This window comes from Ruegeria sp. AB6 (assembly GCF_056542685.1).
This window is the reverse complement of sequence record NZ_JBQGAD010000002.1, coordinates 148,073-169,103: the sequence shown is the minus strand read 5'-3', so window position 1 is coordinate 169,103 and position 21,031 is coordinate 148,073. Positions and strand designations below refer to the sequence as shown.

Genomic DNA, 21,031 nt, shown 5'->3' with positions numbered 1-21,031 from the left:
CTTACTCCACCACTTTGGGGACTGCGAAAAAGCCTTCGCGGGCGTCGGGGGCGTTGGCCAGAACCTTGTCCTGCTGGTTTCCGTCGGTGACCACATCCTCGCGCCGTTTCAGGCGCATCGGCTCGACCGAGACCATGGGCTCGACGCCTTCGACATCCACTTCGTTCAGTTGCTCGATGAACCCAAGGATGGTGTTGAACTCGGACGCCAGCGCGGGCAGCGCGTCATCCTCGACCTTGATCCGGGCCAGTTTGGCCACCTTGGCGGCGGTGCTTTGGTCAATCGACATCGGAAAACCTCTTGTGCGTTAGGGGGCATTTACCCGTCTGATGCCCCGGTCGCAAGAGCGGCAGAGGCCTGTTTTCCCCTGTCCCGGCCCAGACGGCGCCCTTGCGCCATCAATTCCGCATAGCTGTCATGCATAAAAGTAAACCAATTAGTTCATTTTTGCCCTTGAAAAACTAAACTGTACTGTTCATTTCATTTACACGGAAACGCTATATCGGAGAAAGACGATGAAAACGTTCATGACCGCCCTTGTACTGGCCTCGACCGTTCTGGCCGCCCAAGCACAGGCATTCGGGCCGACCATGGACAGCCTGACTCGCGACCTAAACTTCCCCGAAACGGTCGCAGAGCCTGTCTCGCAAGACAAAACGAAGGTCGGTAAATGATATGACCCCTTCGTCCGGGTCGGGAACTCCTCCTCCCGACCCGGGTTTTTACAATCATGTGCTGCGCTTAGCGTGATGACGCGTTACGATGCTCGAAAGATGTCTCATCCGACGGAGCCCCCGATGACCACCCGCAAGCAAGCCGTTCTGGACGCAATCGACGCGGCCAATACCCAAGACCCCACCCTTGAAGACGGTCAGCCGGCCGCATTGCTTTATGGCCAGCGGATGAGCGCCGAGCTGGACCGGCTGTTCCCTGACGCATCAGACCCGTTGCAGATCGCCGCGCGTGGACAGCATGTCGAGCGGTGGAAACTGGCGCGCAGCGAATATCCCGAGGGGCGCACGGGTTATCTGACCTGGCGCAAGGCTCAGGCGGAGCATCATGCCGAGGTGGTGGCCGGTCTGATGGAGCTGAGTGAATATGGCGCTGGCGACATCGACGCGGCCCGGCGGATGCTGCGCAAACAAGGCATCAAGCGCGATGCCGAAGTTCAGGCGTTGGAAGATGTGATCTGTTTCGTCTTCCTCAAGTGGTATTTCGCACCCTTTGCCGCAAAGCACTCTGCCGAGAAAATCCAAAGCATCGTCGAAAAGACTGCCCGCAAGATGTCGGCTGAGGGTCGCGCGCGGGTATTGGACGAATTCGACCTGCCCGCTGACCTTGCCGACGCCTTTCGGGGTTAAGCCATGCGGGTCATGTGCCTGCGATAGACCTCGATCATCCAGCCCAGCATGGTGGCGTTCAGGATATGCCACATGAAATGTGTGCCCAACGGCAGGTGGCCGCAGATCGGTTCATCCAGTGCGCGGAACGTGATCGAGGCGATCAGGATGGCTGCGCCGATGGCTAGCCCCTTGGCCGTGCCGGGGGCGCGATGGCGCAGCAGATAGGCATAGATCAGAATCAGTAAGGGGACCGGTGCATAGGCTGATGACGCGCCCAGTCCCGGTATCAGTTGAAACAGTGGCACCGTCGCGGCAGCGTAGGGAATAAACAGCGCGGTTACGGCTCCGGCAATAAGCGGTCGCATCTGCCAGACATCACGGTTGATGGCAAAGATATAGACCAGGATATACAGCACGATCGGCAGCACGTCAGCCATGGCGGCCCAGACCTGCGCATGAGTGTGAAACAGATAGCTACCCACGCCGATCGCCGCCAAAATCGCCACCAGCACCATTGCCAGCGCCATCCCCTGCCCACGCACCCGACGCCACATGATGAAAGCGGCAATCAGAAAGGCAGCGTTGGTCACGGCGTTTATGGGCTCGGCCCAATAGGCGGGCGACAAGCGCTCGCAATAGCTGTCAATTTCCTGAAACCAGTCCATAGAATTTTACATAGCCGATGCTAGGGTAAAGCCAACAGTCTGATTGGGAGGAATTATTCATGAATATCATTTGGCTGGGCCACGGCAGTTTCCGCATCGAAACCGGAGGACAAGTGCTGTTGATCGACCCGTGGCTGACCGGTAATCCGGTTCTGCCCGAAGACCAGCACGACGCGGCGCTGGATGGTGCGACACATATCCTTCTGACGCATACGCATTTCGACCATGTGGTTGATGTTGTCTCGCTGGCAAAGCGCCTCAAGATTCCGGTAGTCGGCCAATACGATCTGATGGGGTATTGGAGCGAAGCTGAAGAGATCGAGACCGTTGGCTTCAACAAAGGTGGCACGGTCAACCTGAACGGCGTGATGGTGTCGATGGTTCCGGCCTCACACAGCTCGACCTTTTCCACTCCCGACGGCCTGCGCACCGGTGGCAGCGAAGTTGGGTTCATGATCGCGGGCGATGGTCACATGCTCTATGTGTCGGGGGACACGGACATCATGGCCGATATGGACTGGATGGGCGATTATTATAAACCCGATATTGGGATCCTGTCAGCGGGTGGGCATTTCACTATGGATATGAAAGGCGCTGCTTATGCCGCGCAGCGGTATTTCAACTTCAAAACCGTGATTCCCTGCCACTACAAGACCTTCCCGATCCTGGAACAATCTGCCCAGACGCTGATCGAAGGACTGCCCGGCGTCGATGTAATTGAACCCGAGGTGATGAAACCTATCACGCTTTAGGATCACGTCGCGTGGCAAAGAAGGTCTTCAGCAAGTCGGCGGCCTCTTGCCCCGCGATACCATCGTAAACCTCGGGCGCGTGATGCGCCTGAGGATGCGTGAACACACGCGCCCCATGCGCCACCCCGCCCGATTTCGGATCGGCCGCACCATAGTAAATGCGCCGGATACGCGCCGCAGACAAAGCGGCAGCGCACATCGCGCAAGGCTCCAGCGTCACATAGAGGTCATGATCGGGTAGCCTCTCGGACCCCACCTCAGCACAAGCCGCACGCAGAGCCAGAATCTCGGCATGCGCCGTTGGGTCGTTTAGTTCGCGCGTGCGGTTGCCCGCCGCAGCCACCACTTGGTCGCCCTGCACGATGACAGCGCCCACCGGAACCTCTCCACGATCGGCAGCTGCGCGGGCCTGTTCCAGCGCGATGTTCATAAAGGACTTGAAAGTCATGCCTCTGACTGCATCAGAAACCTGTCTTTCGCAAGCCGGCGGGATGCGCTATGGGCTGCGGATGACCAAAACCTCTCCTCCCGGCGACCGGATCGCCAAAGTGCTTGCCCGCGCGGGCGTCGCCTCGCGCCGCGAAGCCGAACGCATGATCGAAGCCGGTCGTGTGACCGTGAATGGCAAGGCCATCACCAGCCCCGCCTTGAATGTCACCAGCAAGGACCGGATCACTGTGGATGGCAAGCCGGTGTCCGAACCGGAACCCTCGCGCCTGTGGCTGTATCACAAGCCCTCCGGATTGGTGACGACAACGCGCGATGAAAAGGGTCGCGCGACGATCTTCGACAACCTGCCCGAGGACATGCCCCGCGTCATGAGTGTCGGGCGGCTGGACTTGAATTCCGAAGGCTTGCTGCTGCTGACCAATGATGGCGGCATCAAGCGCAAGCTGGAACTGCCCTCAACTGGCTGGCTGCGCAAATACCGCGTGCGGGTGAACGGTCGCCCGAAGGACGAAGATTTTGCCCCTTTGCGCAAGGGCTTGGTGATCGACGGTGAGCGCTTCCTGCCCATGGATGTCTCGCTGGACCGCCAGCAGGGCGCCAATGCCTGGCTCACCATCGGGCTGCGCGAAGGCAAGAACCGCGAAATCCGCCGCGCGATGGAAGATATCGGCTATGCCGTGAACCGCTTGCTGCGTGTGTCTTACGGCCCGTTTCAGCTGGGTAATCTAAAGCCGGGCGAGGTCGAGGAAATTCGCCGCCGCGTCATGCGTGACCAGCTTGGACTGGACCCCGCACCCGAAGCCCCGGTCAAACGCCCGACCAGACCTCAGCGAAACAGGCCACCGGTCGGCAAGAAATCACGCAAGTGACGCGGGTTAGGCAACCTTCCCCCTAGCGCCAAGGCCCCTCATGCCCTAAATTTTCCGTGAGCATTGTCATTGGGGGCTCTCATGTCCGGCACTGGAGTACAGAAACTGGCCTATGCCGCCCTTTTGGCGCTGTTGTTTGGTGTTTGCACCGGCCTTCTAGGGGGGCTGTAGACCATGGCCAAAAGATTTGGCGGAAAATACAGCCCGTCAGAAGACCCATCCTCATCAGAGGTCGGGTCGCGTGGGCAGTTCGACGGCGCAAGGGTCGAACCTGCCGGTGCGCGCGCCAATCTGTTGTTTCTACCCGCCATCCCATTGGTGTTTTTGTCCCTGAACGATGGTGCCATCGGCATGACCGTCGGGTTGATCGCCGCTGCAACCCTGACCGGAGCTGCCTTCCTGCTGCGCGAAGGGCTGCGGGCCGAGGCCGCCTATAACGCGCGCCGCACAGCGCGGCGTCCGGCGATTCCGCGAAAGATCTTTGCCAGCGTCCTGACTGGGCTTGGCACAGCGCTGGCCGCCTACCGCTCGGAACTGGTGGATGCAGCGGCTCAGGCGAGCTTACTCGCCCCCGTTCTTTTCGGAGCAGCCGCGACAGCACTGCACGCGGTGTCCTTTGGGCTTGACCCGCTGAAAGACAAGGGGATGGAGGGGGTCGATACCTTCCAGCAAGATCGCGTGGCGCGGGTTGTGGAAGATGCTGAAAAGCACCTGACCGAGATGACCGACGCCATCAAGCGCGCAGGCGACCGCCGTATCGAGGCGCGGGTCGAGCAATTTCAGGACACCGCCCGCGATCTGTTTCGTACGGTCGAGGATGACCCGCGTGACCTGTCGGGCGCGCGCAAATATCTGACCGTCTATTTGCAAGGCGCACGGGATGCGACCGTCAAATTTGCCGATGTCTATGCCCGCACGCGGGATGCGCAGGCGCTGGCCGATTTCACGGCCCTGCTGGACGATCTGGAGCAAAATTTCGCTGCTCGAACCCGCAAGATGCTTTTGGATGACCGCAGCGATCTGACGGTTGAAATTGACGTGCTGCGCGAACGGTTGCAGCGCGAAGGCGTCCGGTTGAAATGATCAGCCGGATTTTTTGAGAAAGGATTTCCCATGTCCGACGACATTAAGAACAAGGCGGTTGAAGCCGAAACACTGGTACAAGAGGTCACCGCTGTGACCCTGCCCGAACCCCAGTCCGAAGTTGTCCCGCTGGAAGAAGCGGACGATCCGGTCAAGGCCGAAATCCGCACCCGCATGGATGAGATCGATATGGACAACACGAACTCGATCGTGTCCTTCGGATCGTCGGCGCAGGCGGAATTGCAAGAGATCAGCCAGGCGATGCTGGCCGACGTGCGCAACAAGGATGTGGGCCCCGCTGGTGACAGTTTGCGCAACATCGTTACCACGATCCGAGGTTTTTCCGTCAGCGAGTTGGACGTGCGCCGCGAACGCAGCTGGTGGGAAAAGCTGATGGGCAAAGCTGCTCCGTTCGCCAAGTTCACCGCCCAGTATGAAGAGGTTCAGGGGCAGATCGACCGCATCACCGACGACCTTTTGGCGCACGAACATACGCTGCTGAAAGACATTAAATCCCTCGATCTACTCTATGAAAAGACACTGGGCTTTTACGACGAGCTGGCGCTTTACATTGCGGCAGGCGAGGAAAAGCTGACCGAGCTGGACAGCCATGACATCCCCGAAAAAGAGGCCGCCGTCCAGGACGCGCCGGAAGACGAACAGGTCATGCGCGCGCAAGAACTGCGCGACCTGCGCGCCGCACGGGATGATCTGGAACGCCGCGTGCATGACCTGAAACTGACCCGGCAGGTAACGATGCAGTCCCTGCCTTCGATCCGGTTGGTGCAAGAAAACGACAAGTCCTTGGTGACTAAGATCAATTCGACCTTGGTGAACACCGTACCGCTGTGGGAAACGCAGTTGGCGCAAGCTGTCACGATCCAACGCAGCGCCGAGGCGGCCTCGGCCGTGCGTGAGGCCAACGACCTGACCAATGAATTGCTTACTTCGAACGCCGCCAATCTGCGCCAGTCGAACAAGATGATCCGCGAAGAGATGGAACGCGGCGTGTTCGACATCGAAGCTGTGAAACAGGCCAATGCCGATCTCATCGGCACCATCAACGAAAGCCTCGCCATCGCGGATGAGGGCAAGGCGAAACGCGCTGCCGCCGAGCAGGAATTGCAGAAGATGGAGACCGAGTTGCGCGACACGCTGGCCGCCGCTAAGGCCCGCAAGGATGGGATCGGCGACAATGCCGGTACCGCCGTACCGGGCTGATTCGCGTGACCCTACGCGCCCTGGTCAAACCTGCTCTTGGGCTGGCTGCGTTGCTGGCCCTGGCCAATTGTGACGAGGCCCTAACCACGTCTGTGGCACCGCAAGCCCCTGCGGCACCGGCGCTCCCTGCGGCCAATGCCTATTTGCCGCCCTCAGCGGCCAGTCAGGATCTGGCCCGGTTCTATCAGCGGGTCGAGGGCGATCTGCTGACCCGAGGGATGCTGCGCATTGACGGCGGCGGGCCCGATACGCCCTATGACGCGGACGATCTGGCGCGCAATTTCGAGGCTATTGCCTTTTACAGCGAATATCCCGACCACACGGTGACGATCCGCAGCCCGCAAACGGACGGGCGTCTCAGCCGTTGGGCAGGCCCGGTGCGCATACAGTCTGAATTTGCCCCTTCGGTGGCCCCAGACACACGCGTGGCCGATGCGGCACTGGTCGATGCTTTTGCCACACGGCTGGCGCGGGTGACGGGGCATCCAATTTCGGTCGTGACGCGCAAACCCAACTTCCATGTCTTCTTTGCGGGTAAGGATGACAGTGCCTATGTGGTCAAACGCCTGAAAGAGCTGGTGCCGGGGATCAGCGCGCCGCTGCTGGATCTGGTGGCCAATCCGCGTTCGAATATCGACTGTCTGGTTTTTGCCTCACAAACCCCGAGTGCGCCTTTCAAATTCGTGCGCGCGGTCACGCTGATCCGGGCCGAGCTGCCGGATCTGACCCGGCTTAGCTGCATTCATGAAGAGATCGCGCAAGGTTTGGGTCTGTCTAATGACAGCCCGGCGGCGCGACCGTCGATTTTCAACGACGACGACGAATTCGCGCTGTTGACCAGCCATGACGAGAAACTTTTGACCATGCTTTATGATCCGCGCCTGAAACCCGGCGTGTCCGCCGAAGACGCGCGCCCCGTGGTGCGGATCATTGCGCGTGAATTGATGGGCCAGCCGCTTTAGGCCCAAGAAAAGGAGACCCCAATGGGCATTTTCGATTTTCTGACCGGAGAATTCATTGACGTCATTCACTGGGTCGACGACACCCGCGACACCATGGTCTGGCGGTTCGAGCGTGAAGGCCACGAGATCAAATACGGCGCCAAGCTGACAGTGCGCGAAGGTCAGGCCGCCGTTTTCGTGCATGAGGGGCAGTTGGCAGATGTGTTCACCCCGGGTCTTTATATGCTTGAGACCAACAACATGCCGATCCTGACGACCTTGCAGCATTGGGATCACGGCTTTCAATCTCCGTTCAAGTCCGAGGTCTATTTCGTCAACACGACTCGGTTCAACGACCTGAAATGGGGCACCAAGAACCCGATCATGCTGCGCGACCCCGAGTTCGGACCCACGCGCATTCGGGCTTTCGGCACCTATACGGTTCGGGTCAAGGACCCCGCAAAGTTCATGGTTGAGATCGTCGGCACTGATGGCGAATTCACCATGGATGAGATCAGCTTTCAGATCCGCAACATCATCGTGCAGGAATTCAGCCGCGTGATTGCGGGCTCGGGCATTCCGGTTCTGGACATGGCCGCTAACACAGCCGATCTGGGCAAACTGATCGCCGCCGAAGTCTCACCCGTGCTGGATGGCTATGGGCTGGAGATGCCTGAGTTTTACATCGAGAACATCTCATTGCCGCCGGCGGTCGAGGCGGCGCTGGATAAGCGAACCTCAATGGGGTTGGCGGGCGATCTGGGCAAGTTCACCCAGTATTCCGCAGCCGAAGCGATGACGGCAGCTGCCAACAACCCTAGTCAGGGCGGCGGCATGGGCGCCGGTCTTGGCATGGGTATGGGGGTGGCCATGGCGCAGCAGATGTCGAACATGGCAGCGGGTCAGCCAGGCGGCCCTTGGGGCAGTTCCGCCCCCTCTGCCCCGCAACCCTCGGCGCATGTGGCACCCCCGCCCCCGCCGCCGGTCGAGCATGTATGGCATATCGCCGTGGATGGGCAAACCAGCGGACCGTTTTCTAAAGCCAAGATGGGTCGCATGGCCGCTGACGGAGAGCTAACGCGCGACACGCATGTTTGGACAGCAGGTCAGGATGGCTGGAAAAAGGCCGGTGACGTGCAGGAGCTGGCGCAGCTGTTCACGATCCTGCCGCCCCCACCGCCGGGGGCGTGAGTTTTTCGTAGGGCTTTGAAATGGCAGAAGAACACCGCTTTCCCTGTGACCAATGCGGCGCGGACTACCGGTTCAATCCTGGCGACGGATCCCTGACCTGCGACCATTGCGGCCATTCCGAGGCCATCGGCGCAGGTCCCTGGGGTGGAGCCAGCCTGAAAGAATTGGATTTCGACGCCGCCATCGCCGACCGTTTGCCTGACAGCGAGATCGAGGAAACCCGCGTTCTGTCCTGCCCGAACTGCGCCGCTCAGGTCGAGTTTGATCCCGACACCCACGCGGCGGAATGCCCGTTCTGTGCGACGCCGGTAGTGACGGATACCGGCGTGAACCGGCATATCAAGCCGCGCGGCGTTCTGCCCTTTGCGTTGGAGGAACGCGCCGCCCACGCCGCCATGACCGAATGGTTAGGTCGGCTGTGGTTTGCGCCCAACGGGTTGAAGGACTACGCGCGCAAGGGGCGTAAGATGCAGGGAATTTATGTACCCTACTGGACCTTTGACGCGGACACCAAATCCTCTTATCGCGGTGAGCGGGGCACGGTTTACTATGAAACCCGAACGGTCATGCGCGACGGCAAGCGCGTGCAGCAACGGGTGGCAAAGGTGCGGTGGTCGCCGAAATCAGGCCGGGTGGCGCGGTTTTTTGACGATGTGCTGGTGCTAGCGTCGCACTCTTTGCCCAAATCTTATACCGACGCGTTGGAACCATGGGATCTGCCCGCGCTTGAACCTTACCAGCCTGAGTATCTGGCTGGTTTTCGAGCAGAGGCCTACACGGTCGAGCTGCGCGAAGGATATGGGCAGGCCCGCGCACACATGGCCCGCGTGATCGAGCGTGACGTGCGGTTTGATATCGGCGGCGACCGTCAGCGCATCCATGCGGTCGACACCGATGTGCGCGAAGTCACCTTCAAACATATACTGCTGCCGGTCTGGATGGCCGCGTATAAGTTCCGGGGCAAGACCTACCGGTTTGTCGTGAACGGCCGCACTGGACGCGTTCAAGGCGAACGCCCCTGGTCTGCGATCAAGGTCACGATTGCTGTTACACTGGGCCTGCTGGTTGCGGCCGGGGTCGGTTATCTGGTGGCAACGGGCCAGCAATAGCAAACAACCGGGTCGGTGTTTTAATCGCTTGAACATCCCAAGCGCAGGCGTCATCTTGCGCGTCGTCAACACCGAAGGGGAGGTCAGTGTGACGCTATCCGATCTGAACAGATTGCTGGACCAGCGCCATTCCTGCCGTGCGTTTCGCTCCGATCCCGTTCCGAAAGAGCAGATCGAACAGATCCTGACCAGCGCAGCCCGCGTGCCCAGCTGGTGCAATGCGCAACCCTGGCAGGTCACTGTCACCAGCGGGGCTGAAACCGACGCCTTCCGCAAGGCGTTGCAAGACGAGGTTCAAACTGCCTCACACGAACCCGACCTGCCGTTCCCGACCACTTATTCCGGCGTCTATCGGGACCGCCGACGCGAATGTGGCTGGGCGCTGTACGAGGCGGTCGGGGTACAGCGCGGCGACCGCGCCGCATCTGCCGAACAGATGATGCAGAATTTCGCGCTGTTTGGTGCGCCGCATTGCGCGATCATTTCAAGCCCGCTCGAGCTTGGATCTTACGGCGCGCTGGATTGTGGCGGGTTCGTTACCGCATTCACCCTTGCGGCGCAGGCCTTGGGGGTGGCGACCATTCCACAGGCGGCACTGGCCAGCTATAGCCCGTTCCTGCACCGTTATTTCGATATTGCCGACGACCGCTTGATCCTGTGTGCGATCTCGTTTGGCTATGCCGACACCGATCACCCCGCAAATTGCTTCCGAACCACCCGCGCCGCCCCCGAGGCATTTGTGAACTGGGTCGGGTAATCGCGATACTAATACCTACGGAGAAAAATTTTGCGCGCAGTTCTACAACGGGTCAGCCATGCCAGCGTTTCAGTCGATGGCACTGTCATCGGGCAGTGCGGTCAAGGGATGATGATACTGGTTTGCGCCATGCAGGGCGATGACGAGGCGCGGGCCGGCCAGCTTGCCGCCAAAATCTCGAAACTGCGGATATTCAAGGATGACGCGGGTAAAATGAACCGGTCGTTGTTGGATATCGGTGGCTCGGCCCTTGTGATCAGCCAGTTCACGCTGGCCGCTGATACGTCGCGCGGGAACCGGCCCGGCTTTTCCGAGGCTGCCCCGCCCGAGCTTGGAAAGCACCTGTATGAAACCTTCGCGCAACAACTGAGCGATCACGGCATCCCCGTTGAAACCGGTCAGTTCGGCGCGGATATGGCTGTTGAGCTGGTCAATGACGGGCCGGTCACGATTTGGATGGAAAACTGATGGAGCGAACAGAAAAAGCCCTGCGGATCTGGAACGCCGGAGTGGAGGCCGTGGGTGGCTATGCCGCGACGAAGGCGGTTCTGGGCGATATCGAAAAGCCTGATCAGATACTAGCCGTGGGCAAACCTGCGGCGTCGATGGCGCTTGCTGCGCTGGAGCATTTTGGCACAGTCCCGACGCTGGTCGTAACCAAGGATGACCATGCAGGCGACCTGCCCGACCACGTGCGGGTCATCGAAGCCTCGCACCCAGTGCCCGACGCGCGCAGTCTGGAAGGCGGGCGTGCGCTACGCGAAACGGTCGAGGGTCTGTCGACTGATGCGCATCTGCTGCTGCTGGTCTCGGGCGGTGCGTCCTCATTGGCTGAGGATCTGGTGCCGGGCAAAACGCTGGACGATCTGGCTCAGCTCAACAAACAACTGCTGTCGCAGGGGCTAGACATCACCGCGATGAACGCCCAGCGCCGCAAGCTTTCGCGGATCAAGGGCGGCGGGTTGTTGTCCCATTTCACGGGTCGCAAGGCGACTGTATTGGCGATCTCGGACGTGCCCGGCGACGATCTGAATGTGATCGGCTCGGGGATCGGCGTCTTGCCCGTGACCCGCGATTTTGAAGCAACGGCGCAGATCGTGGCCTCCAACGCCCATGCCCGCGCGGCGGCGGCCAGGCAGGCCGAGGCCGAGGGCGCGCGTGTCATCGCCAATGAAGAAGCGCTGCATGACGACTATCAGGCGGTTGCGACAGCTCTTGGCCCTCGCCTTCGCGATATGCCGACAGGCGTGATGGTGTTAGGGGGCGAACCGACCGTCGTCCTGCCCGAAACCCCCGGGCGCGGTGGGCGCAATCAGGCGCTTGCGCTGGCTTTGGCCAAGGAGATCGCGGGGGCCAAGGGGCTGACGGTAATCGTCGGCGGTACCGATGGCACCGATGGCCCGACACAGGCCGCTGGGGGCATCGTCGACGGAACCACATGGGGCGATGACGCGGAACAGGCGCTGCGCGATGCCGACAGCGGCAGCTTTCTGGAAAAGGCCAGGGCGCTGTTGGTGACAGGTCCGACCGGGACGAATGTTATGGACCTGCTTGTCGCAATCCGCGATTGAATTGACGATTTTCATGACACACCCAAAACCCAAGGCCCTGACACTCAGACCATGACCAGCCCTTCAAACACGTTGCGCGAGATCGAAGACCTTCCCGATGTTGGCATTCAAATGCCTGATGGCTGCCGCCTCTCGGCGCGGGTCTGGTGTCCGGTGGATGCCCATGATGCACCGGTCCCGGCCATTCTGGAATTCCTTCCCTACCGCAAACGCGACAGCACCGCGACGCGCGATGCGCTGACCCATCCGTGGTTTGCCAAGCGCGGCTATGCCTGCATCCGCGTGGACATGCGCGGCAATGGCGACAGCGAAGGGTTGATGGAGGACGAATACACCCAGCAAGAGCTGGACGACGCGGTTTCGACCATCCAATGGCTGACCGAACAACCTTGGTGCACCGGCCATGTGGGAATGATGGGGATCAGCTGGGGCGGTTTCAATTCGTTGCAAGTGGCCGCCATGCAGCCCGAGGCGCTGAAGGCGATCATAACCCTCTGCTCGACTGCCGACCGATATGCGGATGACATTCACTACAAGGGCGGTTGCCTGCTGAATGAAAACTTGGGCTGGGGGGCCACCATGTGGTCCTATTCCTCGCGCGCGCCCGACCCGGCGCTGCGCTCGAACTGGCGCGAGCTATGGCTTGAACGGCTTGAGAATGAACCCTTCTTGCCCTCGGTTTGGCTGCGCCATCAGACGCGGGATAGCTATTGGCAGCACGGATCGGTTTGCGAAGATTTCAGCGCCATCCGTGCGGCAACCTTAGCCGTCGGTGGCTGGGGGGATGCCTACAAAAATACGGTACCTCTGCTGGTCGAACAGCTTGCCGCCCCGGTCAAAGGCATCGTCGGCCCCTGGGTGCATAAATACCCCCATTTCGCGGTGCCCGAACCCCGGATCGGGTTCCTGCAAGAGGCGCTGCGGTGGTGGGACCACTGGCTGAGAGGTGCGGATACCGGCGTGGATCAGGACCCTGACTATCGCGCCTATCTGATGGATGGGGTGCGACCGCATCGTTGGTACACCGAGCGCCCCGGCCGCTGGATTACCGAAGACAAAGGCGCAACCACGCATCTGCCGATTCAGACGTTGGACTTGGCGGATAACGGGCTTGGCACCGCAGGCACATTGGACGCACGCATCCGGTCTCCACAAACTTGCGGGATGGAAAGCGGCGAATACTGCGCGATCTGGCTGGGCCCCGACATGCCCGGCGATCAACGCGCGGACGACGCGCTGTCCGCCTGTTTCGACAGTGCCCCGCTGGCCGACGATATGGATGTCGTGGGTGCCCCCCACCTGCGGCTACAGATAAGCGCAGACCGGCCACACGCCCAGTTGGCTGTGCGACTGAACCATATCCACCCCGACGGTGCCTCGACGCGCATCACCTATGGGGTGCTGAACCTGTCCCATCGAGATAGCCACGCAACGCCGTCGCCGTTAACCCCCGGTGAAACCTATGAGGTCAAGCTGGATTTGGATCACATTGCGTACCGCGTGCCCAAGGGGCACCGGTTGCGGGTTGCGATCTCCAGCGCCTATTGGCCCTTGATTTGGCCCACGCCCGAAGCCGCCGAGTTGCATTTGACTCAAGGTACGATTGACATCCCCGTCCGCCCCTCGACCGTTGATGAATGGGTGTTTCAACCGCCCGAATCCGAAACTCCGCGCGATGTCACCACTTTACGTCCCGACAAAAATGCGCGACGGGTCGAGGTGGACATGAACACCGGCGAAACCCATCTGATCATCGAAGATGATTTCGGCCTGATCACCGACAACCATCACGGCCTGACCCATGGTAGCACGGCCACGGAACGGTGGTCGATCCATCCCGACGACCCGCTGTCAGCACGCGGCCATTGCCTTTGGACGCAAGAAATGCAGCGTGATGACATCCTCCTGCGGACAGAGACATCCTGTACGATGTGGTCGGACGCGGAAAACTTCTACCTCCGTGCCGAGCTAAAGGCCTATGAAGGGCAAGACCTGATCTTTTCGAAAGAGCTGGAGGATGAAATTCCGCGCAATCACATGTGACGCGGCACCTGCCGGGGCCAAGATTAACCCTTGCCCGTCAGGACGAATTCCGCCTATTTTGACTCATGCGTCAATAAAAAGCCCTCAAGGGTAAAATCCAATCAACTGGGAGACCATAATGAACGAACAACTCACTCACATGACCAAACAGGTCACTTCGGGCAAACTGACCCGCCGCGAATTCATGGGGAAAGCGGCGGCTCTGGGTGTTTCGGCAGCGATGGCCAGCACCATTTTTGCCGACGCGGCGCGCGCGGCGGGCCCGAAAAAGGGCGGCGATCTGAAGTTTGGCCTGCAAGGCGGCGAATCCACTAACTCGCTAGACCCGGCCACCTATGCCAGCTCGGTTCCGTTCCAAAACGGCAAGCAATTTGGCGACCAACTGGTCGAAGTTGCACCCGATGGCTCGATCGAACCTCGCCTGGCCGAAAGCGTCGAAGGTAGCGCAGACGCCAAGGTCTGGACCTTCAAGCTGCGTCAAGGTGTTGAGTTCCACAATGGCAAGACCATGACCAGCGAAGACGTGCTGAAAACCATGCAACGTCACTCCAATGAAGATTCGAAATCTGGTGCCCTTGGCATCATGAAGGGCATCGAATCGATGAAGGCCGATGGCGACAATTTCCAGGTCACCCTGAGTGAGGGCAACGCCGACCTGCCGTATCTGATGGCTGATTATCACCTGATCATTCAGCCGGACGGAGGCATGGACAACCCTGGCGCAGGCATCGGTACCGGGCCCTACAAAGTCGAAGTCGACGAGCCGGGCGTACGTCACCTCTACACGAAGTTTGAAAACCACTGGAACCCGGATTTCGGTAATTTCGACAGCGTCGAGGTGATCGTAATCAACGACGCAACTGCCCGTACTGCTGCGCTGCAATCAGGTCAGGTCCACGCGATCAACCGTGTCGAACCGAAGGTTGCCGATCTGTTGGGCCGCGCGCCCAACCTGACCGTGCATTCGACTGCCGGTCGCGGACACTACGTGTTCATCATGCATTGCGACACCGCACCATTCGACCAGAACGAACTGCGTCTGGCACTTAAGCATGCGATCAACCGTCAAGAGCTGGTCGACAAGGTTCTTCGCGGCTATGGCACCATTGGCAACGACATGCCCATCAACGCAGCTTATCCGTTGTTCGATGGCTCTATCCCTCAGAGGGAGTTCAGCCTTGAAAAGGCAGCTGAACACTACAAGAAATCCGGCCACGATGGTTCGCCCATCATCCTTCGTGTGGCTGACGGTGCCTTCCCGGGGGCTGTGGATGCTGCTGCGCTGTTCCAGCAAACTGCTGCACAAGCTGGTATCCCGCTGGAAATTAAGCGTGAACCCAATGATGGCTACTGGTCCGAGGTCTGGAATGTGCAGCCCTTCTGCGCGTCCTACTGGGGCGGCCGCCCGGTACAGGATCAGATGTACTCGACCGCGTATCTGTCAACTGCAGACTGGAACGACACGCGCTTCAAGGTTCCGGCCTTTGATGAGATGCTATTCCAGGCACGTGCCGAACTGGACAACGACAAGCGTAAGAACATCTACAGCCAGATGGGCCAAATGATCCGCGACGAAGGCGGCCTGATCTGCCCGATGTTCAATGACTTCATCGAAGGTGTCAGCAATCAGCTGGCCGGCTGGGAAAGCGATCCCACCCAAGAGATGATGAATGGCAACATGTCCCGCAAGATGTGGTTCGCCTGATAGGGACCACGGATCATGCATCCTATTGTCAAATTGGTTTCCCAGCGCATTGCGCTGGGAATACTCTTGCTGCTCGGCGCTTCGGCCCTGATTTTTGGCCTGACCGAAGCCCTTCCCGGAGACGCCGCGCAAGCCGTCCTGGGGCAGTCCGCAACCCCTGAATCTCTGGCAAACCTGCGCGAGGAAATGGGCCTCAACCGCCCTGCCCTGACCCGCTATTTCGAGTGGCTGGGGGGTATTTTACAGGGCGATCTGGGACAATCACTGACCAACAAGCTGGATATCGCTGAAAGCATCGGCAAACGTTTGGGCAATACCCTGTTTTTGGCCTGTGCCGCCGCAGTCGTGTCGGTTCCGCTTGCGATCTTTTTGGGTCTTCTGGCCGTCCGGTTCCGCAATCGCTGGCCGGATAAACTGATTTCTGCGATCACCCTGACCACGGTTTCGATACCGGAATTCCTGATCGGCTACGTGGTGATCTACTTTGTCTCGGTGAAACTGGGATGGTTCTCATCGCTGGCGATGATTAACGAGTCGATGTCATTCGGTCAAAAACTGAACGCCATCGCCCTGCCGGCCTTCGTGCTGACACTGGTGGTTCTGGCGCAGATGATGCGCATGACCCGCGCCGCGATCCTAAACCTGATGCAATCGGCCTATATCGAAACGGCCGAGTTGAAGGGCCTGTCGAACTTTCAGGTCATCGCGCGGCATGCGTTTCCCAATGCAATTTCGCCGATCGTCAACGTCGTGATGCTGAACCTGGCCTATCTGGTCGTGGGCGTCGTCGTGGTTGAGGTGGTGTTCGTTTATCCCGGCATGGGCCAGTATCTGGTCGACTCGGTGACAAAACGTGACGTGCCCGTTGTTCTGGCCTGCGGCGTGGTTTTTGCCGCAGTCTATATCGGGCTGAATATGGTGGCTGACATCGTCTCGATCCTTGCCAACCCAAGACTGAGGCACCCGAAATGATGAAGAATATCCCTATTTCGGCGATGATCGGTCTGTTTTTCACAGGCTTGTATTTCTTCGCTGCCTTCGCCGCCCCGCTGATCGCCCCCTATGGCATGGCCGAGGTCGTCGGCGATGTGTGGGAGCCTTCAAGCTCTGCGCATCTGCTGGGTACTGACAATATCGGACGCGACCTGCTGACCCGCATGATCTACGGCGGGCGCACGACGATCTTTATCGCCGCGGCCGCAACGATCCTCAGCTTTCTCACCGGCACCTCCCTGGGCCTGCTGGCTGCGGTTCTGGGTGGCTGGGCGGATCAGGTTCTCAGCCGGACGGTTGACCTGATCATGTCGATCCCGACGCTGATCCTGGCGCTGGTCATTCTGGCCATCGTGCCCGTAACCGTTCCGATCCTGATCCTGGTGATGGGCCTGCTGGATGCAACGCGCCCTTACCGCCTGTCACGCTCGGTCGCGGTGGACATCAACGTCATGGATTATGTCGAGGCCGCCAAGCTGCGCGGAGAAGGACGCGCTTGGGTCATCTTCCGCGAGATCCTGCCCAACGCGCTGTCGCCACTGGTGGCCGAGTTCGGGCTGCGGTTCATCTTCATGGTTCTGTTCATCTCGACCCTGTCCTTCCTTGGCCTTGGCGTTCAGCCGCCGCTGGCCGACTGGGGCGGGATCGTGAAGGAAAACAAAGACGGCATCGTCTATGGCATCGGCGCGGCGCTTTATCCCGCTGTGGCCATCGCAACGCTGGCAATCTCGGTCAACCTTGTGGCTGACTGGATCTTGAACCGCACCACATCACTGAAAGGAGGCCGGGGATGAGTGAACCGCTTCTCAAAGTCCGTGGCCTCAAGATTGGCGCGACGGTTTATCCGCCAGGCGAAAAGCCCCATGACATCGAAATCGTGCACGGAGTCGATTTTGACCTCGAACGCGGCAAGGTGCTGGGGTTGATCGGTGAATCCGGGGCCGGCAAGTCTACCATCGGTCTGGCCTCTATGGCCTATGGCCGGGGCGGTGTGAAGATCACCGGGGGCGAGGTCTGGGTTAACGGGCGTGATATCCTCAAGTCGTCGCACGGCGATATCCGCAAGTTGCGCGGGGGCGAGGTCACATATGTGTCCCAATCCGCCGCGGCGTCCTTCAACCCAGCCAAGAAGATCATGGATCAGGTGGTTGAAGCCGCAGTTGAGCAGAAAAAGTTCAGCCGGAAAGAGGCCGAAGCCCGCGCGCGAGAGCTGTTCGCCAAGTTGGGTCTGCCGGACCCTGACAATATTGGTAACCGCTACCCGCACCAGGTCTCGGGCGGGCAGTTGCAGCGTTGCATGACGGCACTGGCCCTGTGCCCCGAGCCTGATCTGGTGGTGTTCGACGAACCCACCACGGCGCTGGATGTGACCACGCAGATCGACGTTCTGATGGCCATCAAAGAAGCCATCGCGGATACCGGCGTTGCCGCGCTCTATATCACCCATGACCTTGCCGTCGTTGCGCAGGTGAGCGATGACATCATGGTTTTGCGCATGGGCAACACGGTCGAATACGGCAATACCGACCAGATCATCAACAACCCGCAGGAAGACTATACCAAGGCGCTTGTCTCGGTCCGGTCCATCGAGCATGAGGAGAAACAGCCCACAGCGGAACCGGTGCTGAGCATTGCCGGCATCACTGCGCGCTACAAGGGGCTGAATTTCGACGTGCTGCACAACGTCAATGTTGACCTCCATCCTGGGCAGACACTGGCAGTTGTGGGCGAATCCGGCTCGGGCAAGTCCACGTTGGCGCGGGTGATTACTGGCTTGCTGCCTCCTCGTGAAGGTGAGATCACGTTCAACGGGCGTAAGTTGTCGCCCGACCTCAAGGGACGTACCCGCGAGGACCTGCGCGAGTTGCAGATGATCTATCAGATGGCCGACGTTGCGATGAACCCGCGTCAAACCGTGGGCACCATCATCGGCCGGCCGCTGGAGTTCTACTTCAACATGCGCGGTGCGGAAAAACGCAAGCGGATCGTGGAACTGCTGGATGAAATCGAGCTGGGCGAGAAGTTCATCGACCGCTATCCGGCAGAACTGTCTGGTGGGCAGAAACAGCGTGTCTGCATCGCGCGGTCACTGGCGGCCAAGCCCAAGATGATCATCTGCGACGAGGTCACCTCGGCACTGGACCCGCTGGTGGCGGACGGCATCCTGAAACTGCTTCTGGACCTGCAAAAGATCGAGGACGTGGCCTATCTGTTCATTACCCACGATCTGGCGACAGTCCGTGCGATCAGCGACAGTATCGCGGTGATGTATCAGGGTCGCGTGGTCCGCTACGGCCCGAAATCACAAGTGCTGAGCCCACCGTTCGACGACTACACCGACCTTCTACTCAGCTCGGTGCCCGAAATGCATCTGGGCTGGCTGGAAGAGGTGGTCGCCCACCGCAAGATGGAAAGCGCCGGGAACTGATCCCGCGCAATACAATCAAAAAATCCCGGCGCTTGTCATAAACAGGTGTCGGGGTTTTGCTATTTGGGGCGTGAACAAGCTGCCCCTGCCCTGCGAATCTCGTAGGGTCGCCGAAAGATCCCATGAAAAGGCCGAACCATGGACCGCAAACTTCTTCTCATCATCCTCGACGGTGTTCCCTGGCGCAATTTCCGCCGCCTGTTCGGCAACCTTGAAGGCTGGGTCGACAGCGGCGAGGCGCGCGTGTGGAAGCTGCGTTCGGTGCTGCCATCGACCTCGGCCAGCTGCTATGCCTCGATCCACACCGGGGTGGCGCCGCAGGAACATGGCTGCACCGGCAACGGCAATGTCTTCCGCCTGAGCCACAGAGACGTGTTCAGCCAGGTTCGCGAAGCTGGAGGCGTCACCGGAGCTGTCACCCACAGCTATTGGTCGCAGTTCTTCAACCGCCATCCCTTCGACTATGTGCGGGACGTGGAATTTGACGAGCCGGACAGCACAACGATCAATCACGGTCGGTTCCACACAATGACCGGCTACGGCAAGGTGAATCAGATGACGCCGTCCGATGTCGATCTCTATGCCACCCTGACCAACCTGTGCCTACGCTTCGGACTGGATTACGGCATTTTACACACCTGTACCCTAGACAGCATGGGGCACCGGTTCTTCCATGATTGCGAGGAAATGGACCACGCCTGTTTCGTCGCAGATGAAATGCTGGCCCCATTTATCCCCCGCTGGCGGCAGTTGGGCTACGAAGTGATCGTCACCGCCGACCACGGCCAGGACGAACGCGGCCACCACGGCGGGCGCGGACCACTGCAACAGGAAACAGCACTGTATTATTTCGGCGATGCCAAAGGCCCCGAGGCTGATACGGTGATCGACCAGTTGCAACTGGCACCCACGATCCTGAACCGGATGGGCGCACCAATCGCCGAGACGATGAAAGCCAAGCCGTTCTTGAAGTAATCAATCGTAGGGCCAGATCTGTTGGCCCAATGCCTCAATAGCGACGGATATCCGCTCAAAACTGTCTGCGGCGCGTTTAACCGAGGTGCGCGCCCGCAGATAGCCATGCACAAGGCCTGGTTCGTTGATGCAATGGGCAAGCCCTCCGGCCTGCGTGATCTGGGCGCAATAGTCGGGCCCGTCATCGCGCAGCGGGTCGCAATCAGCAGTCACAACCACGGTCGGAGGCAGGTTCGAGAAATCGCTGTCCTGCAACGGCGCGTAAGTCGGATCGCTCTGCGGAGGTTCTCCGCTGCACCGCACCTTTTCGTAGAAAACGATATCATCCAGCGTCAAAAGCGGCGCGTGGGCATGTTCCAGATACGATCCCTTGGTCCGATCACCACCCAAACCGGGATAGATCAGAACCTGCCCCAAAATCGTATCCAGCCGACGCCGTGCATGATGGGTGACGGCAGCAGCCAGATTGCCTCCTGCACTGTCCCCCGCCAATATCAGCGCGTTGCCATATTCCTTCGCGGCCCAGTTCACTGCCGTCCATGCGTCCTGAAACTGCGCGGGGTGCACATGTTCAGGGCAAAGGCGATAGTCTACCGCCACCACCCGATATCCCGTCTGTGCACAAATCTCGGCGCAAACGTCGTCATGGCTGTCCAGCCCACCGACAACAAAACCACCGCCATGCAGATAAACCACCGTCCGCGTCGGATCACCGGCAGTATAGACGCGAACAAGCACGCCGTCGGCGTGCTTGTCCTCAGCCTCGACCCCCATCGGGCGCGGCTGCCGAAAGTCACGACACATCGCGTCATAGACCCCGCGCTGATCCTGGATCGAAAGATCGACCGCATCATCGGGATAGCTTTCGGCGGTCCTGCTTATGAACGCCCAAGTTTCTTCATCAATCAGGCGTTCATAATCCATGTCCCCTCCGC

Annotated in this window: 21 protein-coding genes and 1 pseudogene; 18 read left to right on the top strand and 4 right to left on the bottom strand. The window is 59.8% G+C overall.

All coding sequences use genetic code 11. The features are described 5' to 3' along the window. Nucleotide 1 precedes the first annotated feature (1 nt). Nucleotides 2-289, bottom strand: a complete 288-nt coding sequence (gene gatC, locus ACR0DB_RS04970; protein WP_170325838.1) for an Asp-tRNA(Asn)/Glu-tRNA(Gln) amidotransferase subunit GatC — start codon at nt 287-289, stop codon at nt 2-4. 226 nt (nt 290-515) lie between these two features. On the opposite strand from gatC, the gene ACR0DB_RS04965 reads away from it, so the two are divergent. Continuing rightward, a complete protein-coding gene (locus ACR0DB_RS04965) occupies nt 516-674 on the top strand; it encodes a hypothetical protein (RefSeq protein ID WP_170769114.1) in 159 nt (52 codons plus the stop codon). Nucleotides 675-797: 123 nt separating this feature from the next. Beyond that, on the top strand, nt 798-1,361 hold the full coding sequence (locus ACR0DB_RS04960; RefSeq protein WP_170788243.1) for a DUF4202 domain-containing protein: 564 nt from the start codon (nt 798-800) through the stop codon (nt 1,359-1,361). Here the strand turns inward: ACR0DB_RS04960 and ACR0DB_RS04955 are convergent. Beyond that, nucleotides 1,358-2,008 carry a ceramidase domain-containing protein gene (locus ACR0DB_RS04955; RefSeq protein WP_170788241.1) on the bottom strand — a complete coding sequence of 217 codons (651 nt, stop codon included), beginning with the start codon at nt 2,006-2,008 and terminating at the stop codon, nt 1,358-1,360. The genes ACR0DB_RS04960 and ACR0DB_RS04955 overlap by 4 nt on opposite strands. Nucleotides 2,009-2,067: 59 nt before the next feature. Here ACR0DB_RS04955 and ACR0DB_RS04950 point away from each other — a divergent pair, with 59 nt between their 5' ends. After that, nucleotides 2,068-2,760: a metal-dependent hydrolase gene (locus ACR0DB_RS04950; RefSeq protein ID WP_480503235.1), complete on the top strand. Its 693-nt coding sequence runs from the start codon at nt 2,068-2,070 to the stop codon at nt 2,758-2,760. On the opposite strand, the gene ACR0DB_RS04945 is transcribed toward ACR0DB_RS04950, so the two are convergent. Next, nucleotides 2,750-3,208 carry a nucleoside deaminase gene (locus ACR0DB_RS04945; protein ID WP_480503236.1) on the bottom strand — a complete coding sequence of 153 codons (459 nt, stop codon included), beginning with the start codon at nt 3,206-3,208 and terminating at the stop codon, nt 2,750-2,752. The two genes, ACR0DB_RS04950 and ACR0DB_RS04945, sit on opposite strands and share 11 nt — an antisense overlap. Nucleotides 3,209-3,269: 61 nt before the next feature. On the opposite strand from ACR0DB_RS04945, the pseudogene ACR0DB_RS04940 reads away from it, so the two are divergent. The 15 genes and pseudogenes from ACR0DB_RS04940 to ACR0DB_RS04870 form a co-directional block, all read left to right on the top strand. Beyond that, a pseudogene (locus ACR0DB_RS04940) lies at nt 3,270-4,076 on the top strand (pseudouridine synthase); the annotation flags it as partial. A 177-nt stretch (nt 4,077-4,253) separates the two neighbouring features. Continuing rightward, nucleotides 4,254-5,162: a 5-bromo-4-chloroindolyl phosphate hydrolysis family protein gene (locus tag ACR0DB_RS04935; RefSeq protein ID WP_480549311.1), complete on the top strand. Its 909-nt coding sequence runs from the start codon at nt 4,254-4,256 to the stop codon at nt 5,160-5,162. Nucleotides 5,163-5,192: 30 nt separating this feature from the next. Then, a complete protein-coding gene (locus tag ACR0DB_RS04930; protein WP_170788235.1) occupies nt 5,193-6,383 on the top strand; it encodes a toxic anion resistance protein in 1,191 nt (396 codons plus the stop codon). Next, nucleotides 6,383-7,345, top strand: coding sequence for a DUF2927 domain-containing protein (locus ACR0DB_RS04925; protein ID WP_480549962.1), 963 nt, complete (start codon nt 6,383-6,385; stop codon nt 7,343-7,345). Before ACR0DB_RS04930 ends, ACR0DB_RS04925 begins: the two co-directional genes overlap by 1 nt. A gap of 21 nt (nt 7,346-7,366) precedes the next feature. After that, a complete protein-coding gene (locus tag ACR0DB_RS04920; RefSeq protein ID WP_480549309.1) occupies nt 7,367-8,515 on the top strand; it encodes an SPFH domain-containing protein in 1,149 nt (382 codons plus the stop codon). Between the two features lie 20 nt (nt 8,516-8,535). Then, nucleotides 8,536-9,624: a TFIIB-type zinc finger domain-containing protein gene (locus ACR0DB_RS04915; protein ID WP_480549307.1), complete on the top strand. Its 1,089-nt coding sequence runs from the start codon at nt 8,536-8,538 to the stop codon at nt 9,622-9,624. 88 nt (nt 9,625-9,712) lie between these two features. Further along, a complete protein-coding gene (locus ACR0DB_RS04910) occupies nt 9,713-10,381 on the top strand; it encodes a nitroreductase (RefSeq protein ID WP_170769104.1) in 669 nt (222 codons plus the stop codon). 30 nt (nt 10,382-10,411) lie between these two features. Then, nucleotides 10,412-10,849: a D-aminoacyl-tRNA deacylase gene (dtd, locus tag ACR0DB_RS04905; protein ID WP_480549305.1), complete on the top strand. Its 438-nt coding sequence runs from the start codon at nt 10,412-10,414 to the stop codon at nt 10,847-10,849. Next, complete coding sequence (locus ACR0DB_RS04900; RefSeq protein ID WP_480549303.1) at nt 10,849-11,952, top strand: glycerate kinase type-2 family protein; 1,104 nt, start codon at nt 10,849-10,851, stop codon at nt 11,950-11,952. Before dtd ends, ACR0DB_RS04900 begins: the two co-directional genes overlap by 1 nt. A 51-nt stretch (nt 11,953-12,003) precedes the next feature. Next, nucleotides 12,004-13,995, top strand: coding sequence for a CocE/NonD family hydrolase (locus ACR0DB_RS04895; protein WP_480549301.1), 1,992 nt, complete (start codon nt 12,004-12,006; stop codon nt 13,993-13,995). A 118-nt stretch (nt 13,996-14,113) separates the two neighbouring features. Continuing rightward, complete coding sequence (locus ACR0DB_RS04890; RefSeq protein ID WP_170769100.1) at nt 14,114-15,700, top strand: ABC transporter substrate-binding protein; 1,587 nt, start codon at nt 14,114-14,116, stop codon at nt 15,698-15,700. 15 nt (nt 15,701-15,715) lie between these two features. Next, nucleotides 15,716-16,672, top strand: a complete 957-nt coding sequence (locus ACR0DB_RS04885; RefSeq protein ID WP_170769099.1) for an ABC transporter permease — start codon at nt 15,716-15,718, stop codon at nt 16,670-16,672. Then, nucleotides 16,672-17,487, top strand: coding sequence for an ABC transporter permease (locus ACR0DB_RS04880; RefSeq protein ID WP_480549960.1), 816 nt, complete (start codon nt 16,672-16,674; stop codon nt 17,485-17,487). The genes ACR0DB_RS04885 and ACR0DB_RS04880 overlap by 1 nt, the downstream gene beginning before the upstream one ends. Then, nucleotides 17,484-19,121 (top strand): ABC transporter ATP-binding protein, encoded by a 1,638-nt coding sequence (locus ACR0DB_RS04875; protein ID WP_170783936.1) that lies wholly within the window; start codon nt 17,484-17,486, stop codon nt 19,119-19,121. Before ACR0DB_RS04880 ends, ACR0DB_RS04875 begins: the two co-directional genes overlap by 4 nt. Before the next feature lie 138 nt (nt 19,122-19,259). Beyond that, nucleotides 19,260-20,096, top strand: coding sequence for an alkaline phosphatase family protein (locus tag ACR0DB_RS04870; RefSeq protein WP_480549299.1), 837 nt, complete (start codon nt 19,260-19,262; stop codon nt 20,094-20,096). Here ACR0DB_RS04870 and ACR0DB_RS04865 read toward each other — a convergent pair whose 3' ends face one another. Beyond that, on the bottom strand, nt 20,097-21,020 hold the full coding sequence (locus tag ACR0DB_RS04865; protein ID WP_480549297.1) for an alpha/beta hydrolase: 924 nt from the start codon (nt 21,018-21,020) through the stop codon (nt 20,097-20,099). Nucleotides 21,021-21,031 lie beyond the last annotated feature (11 nt).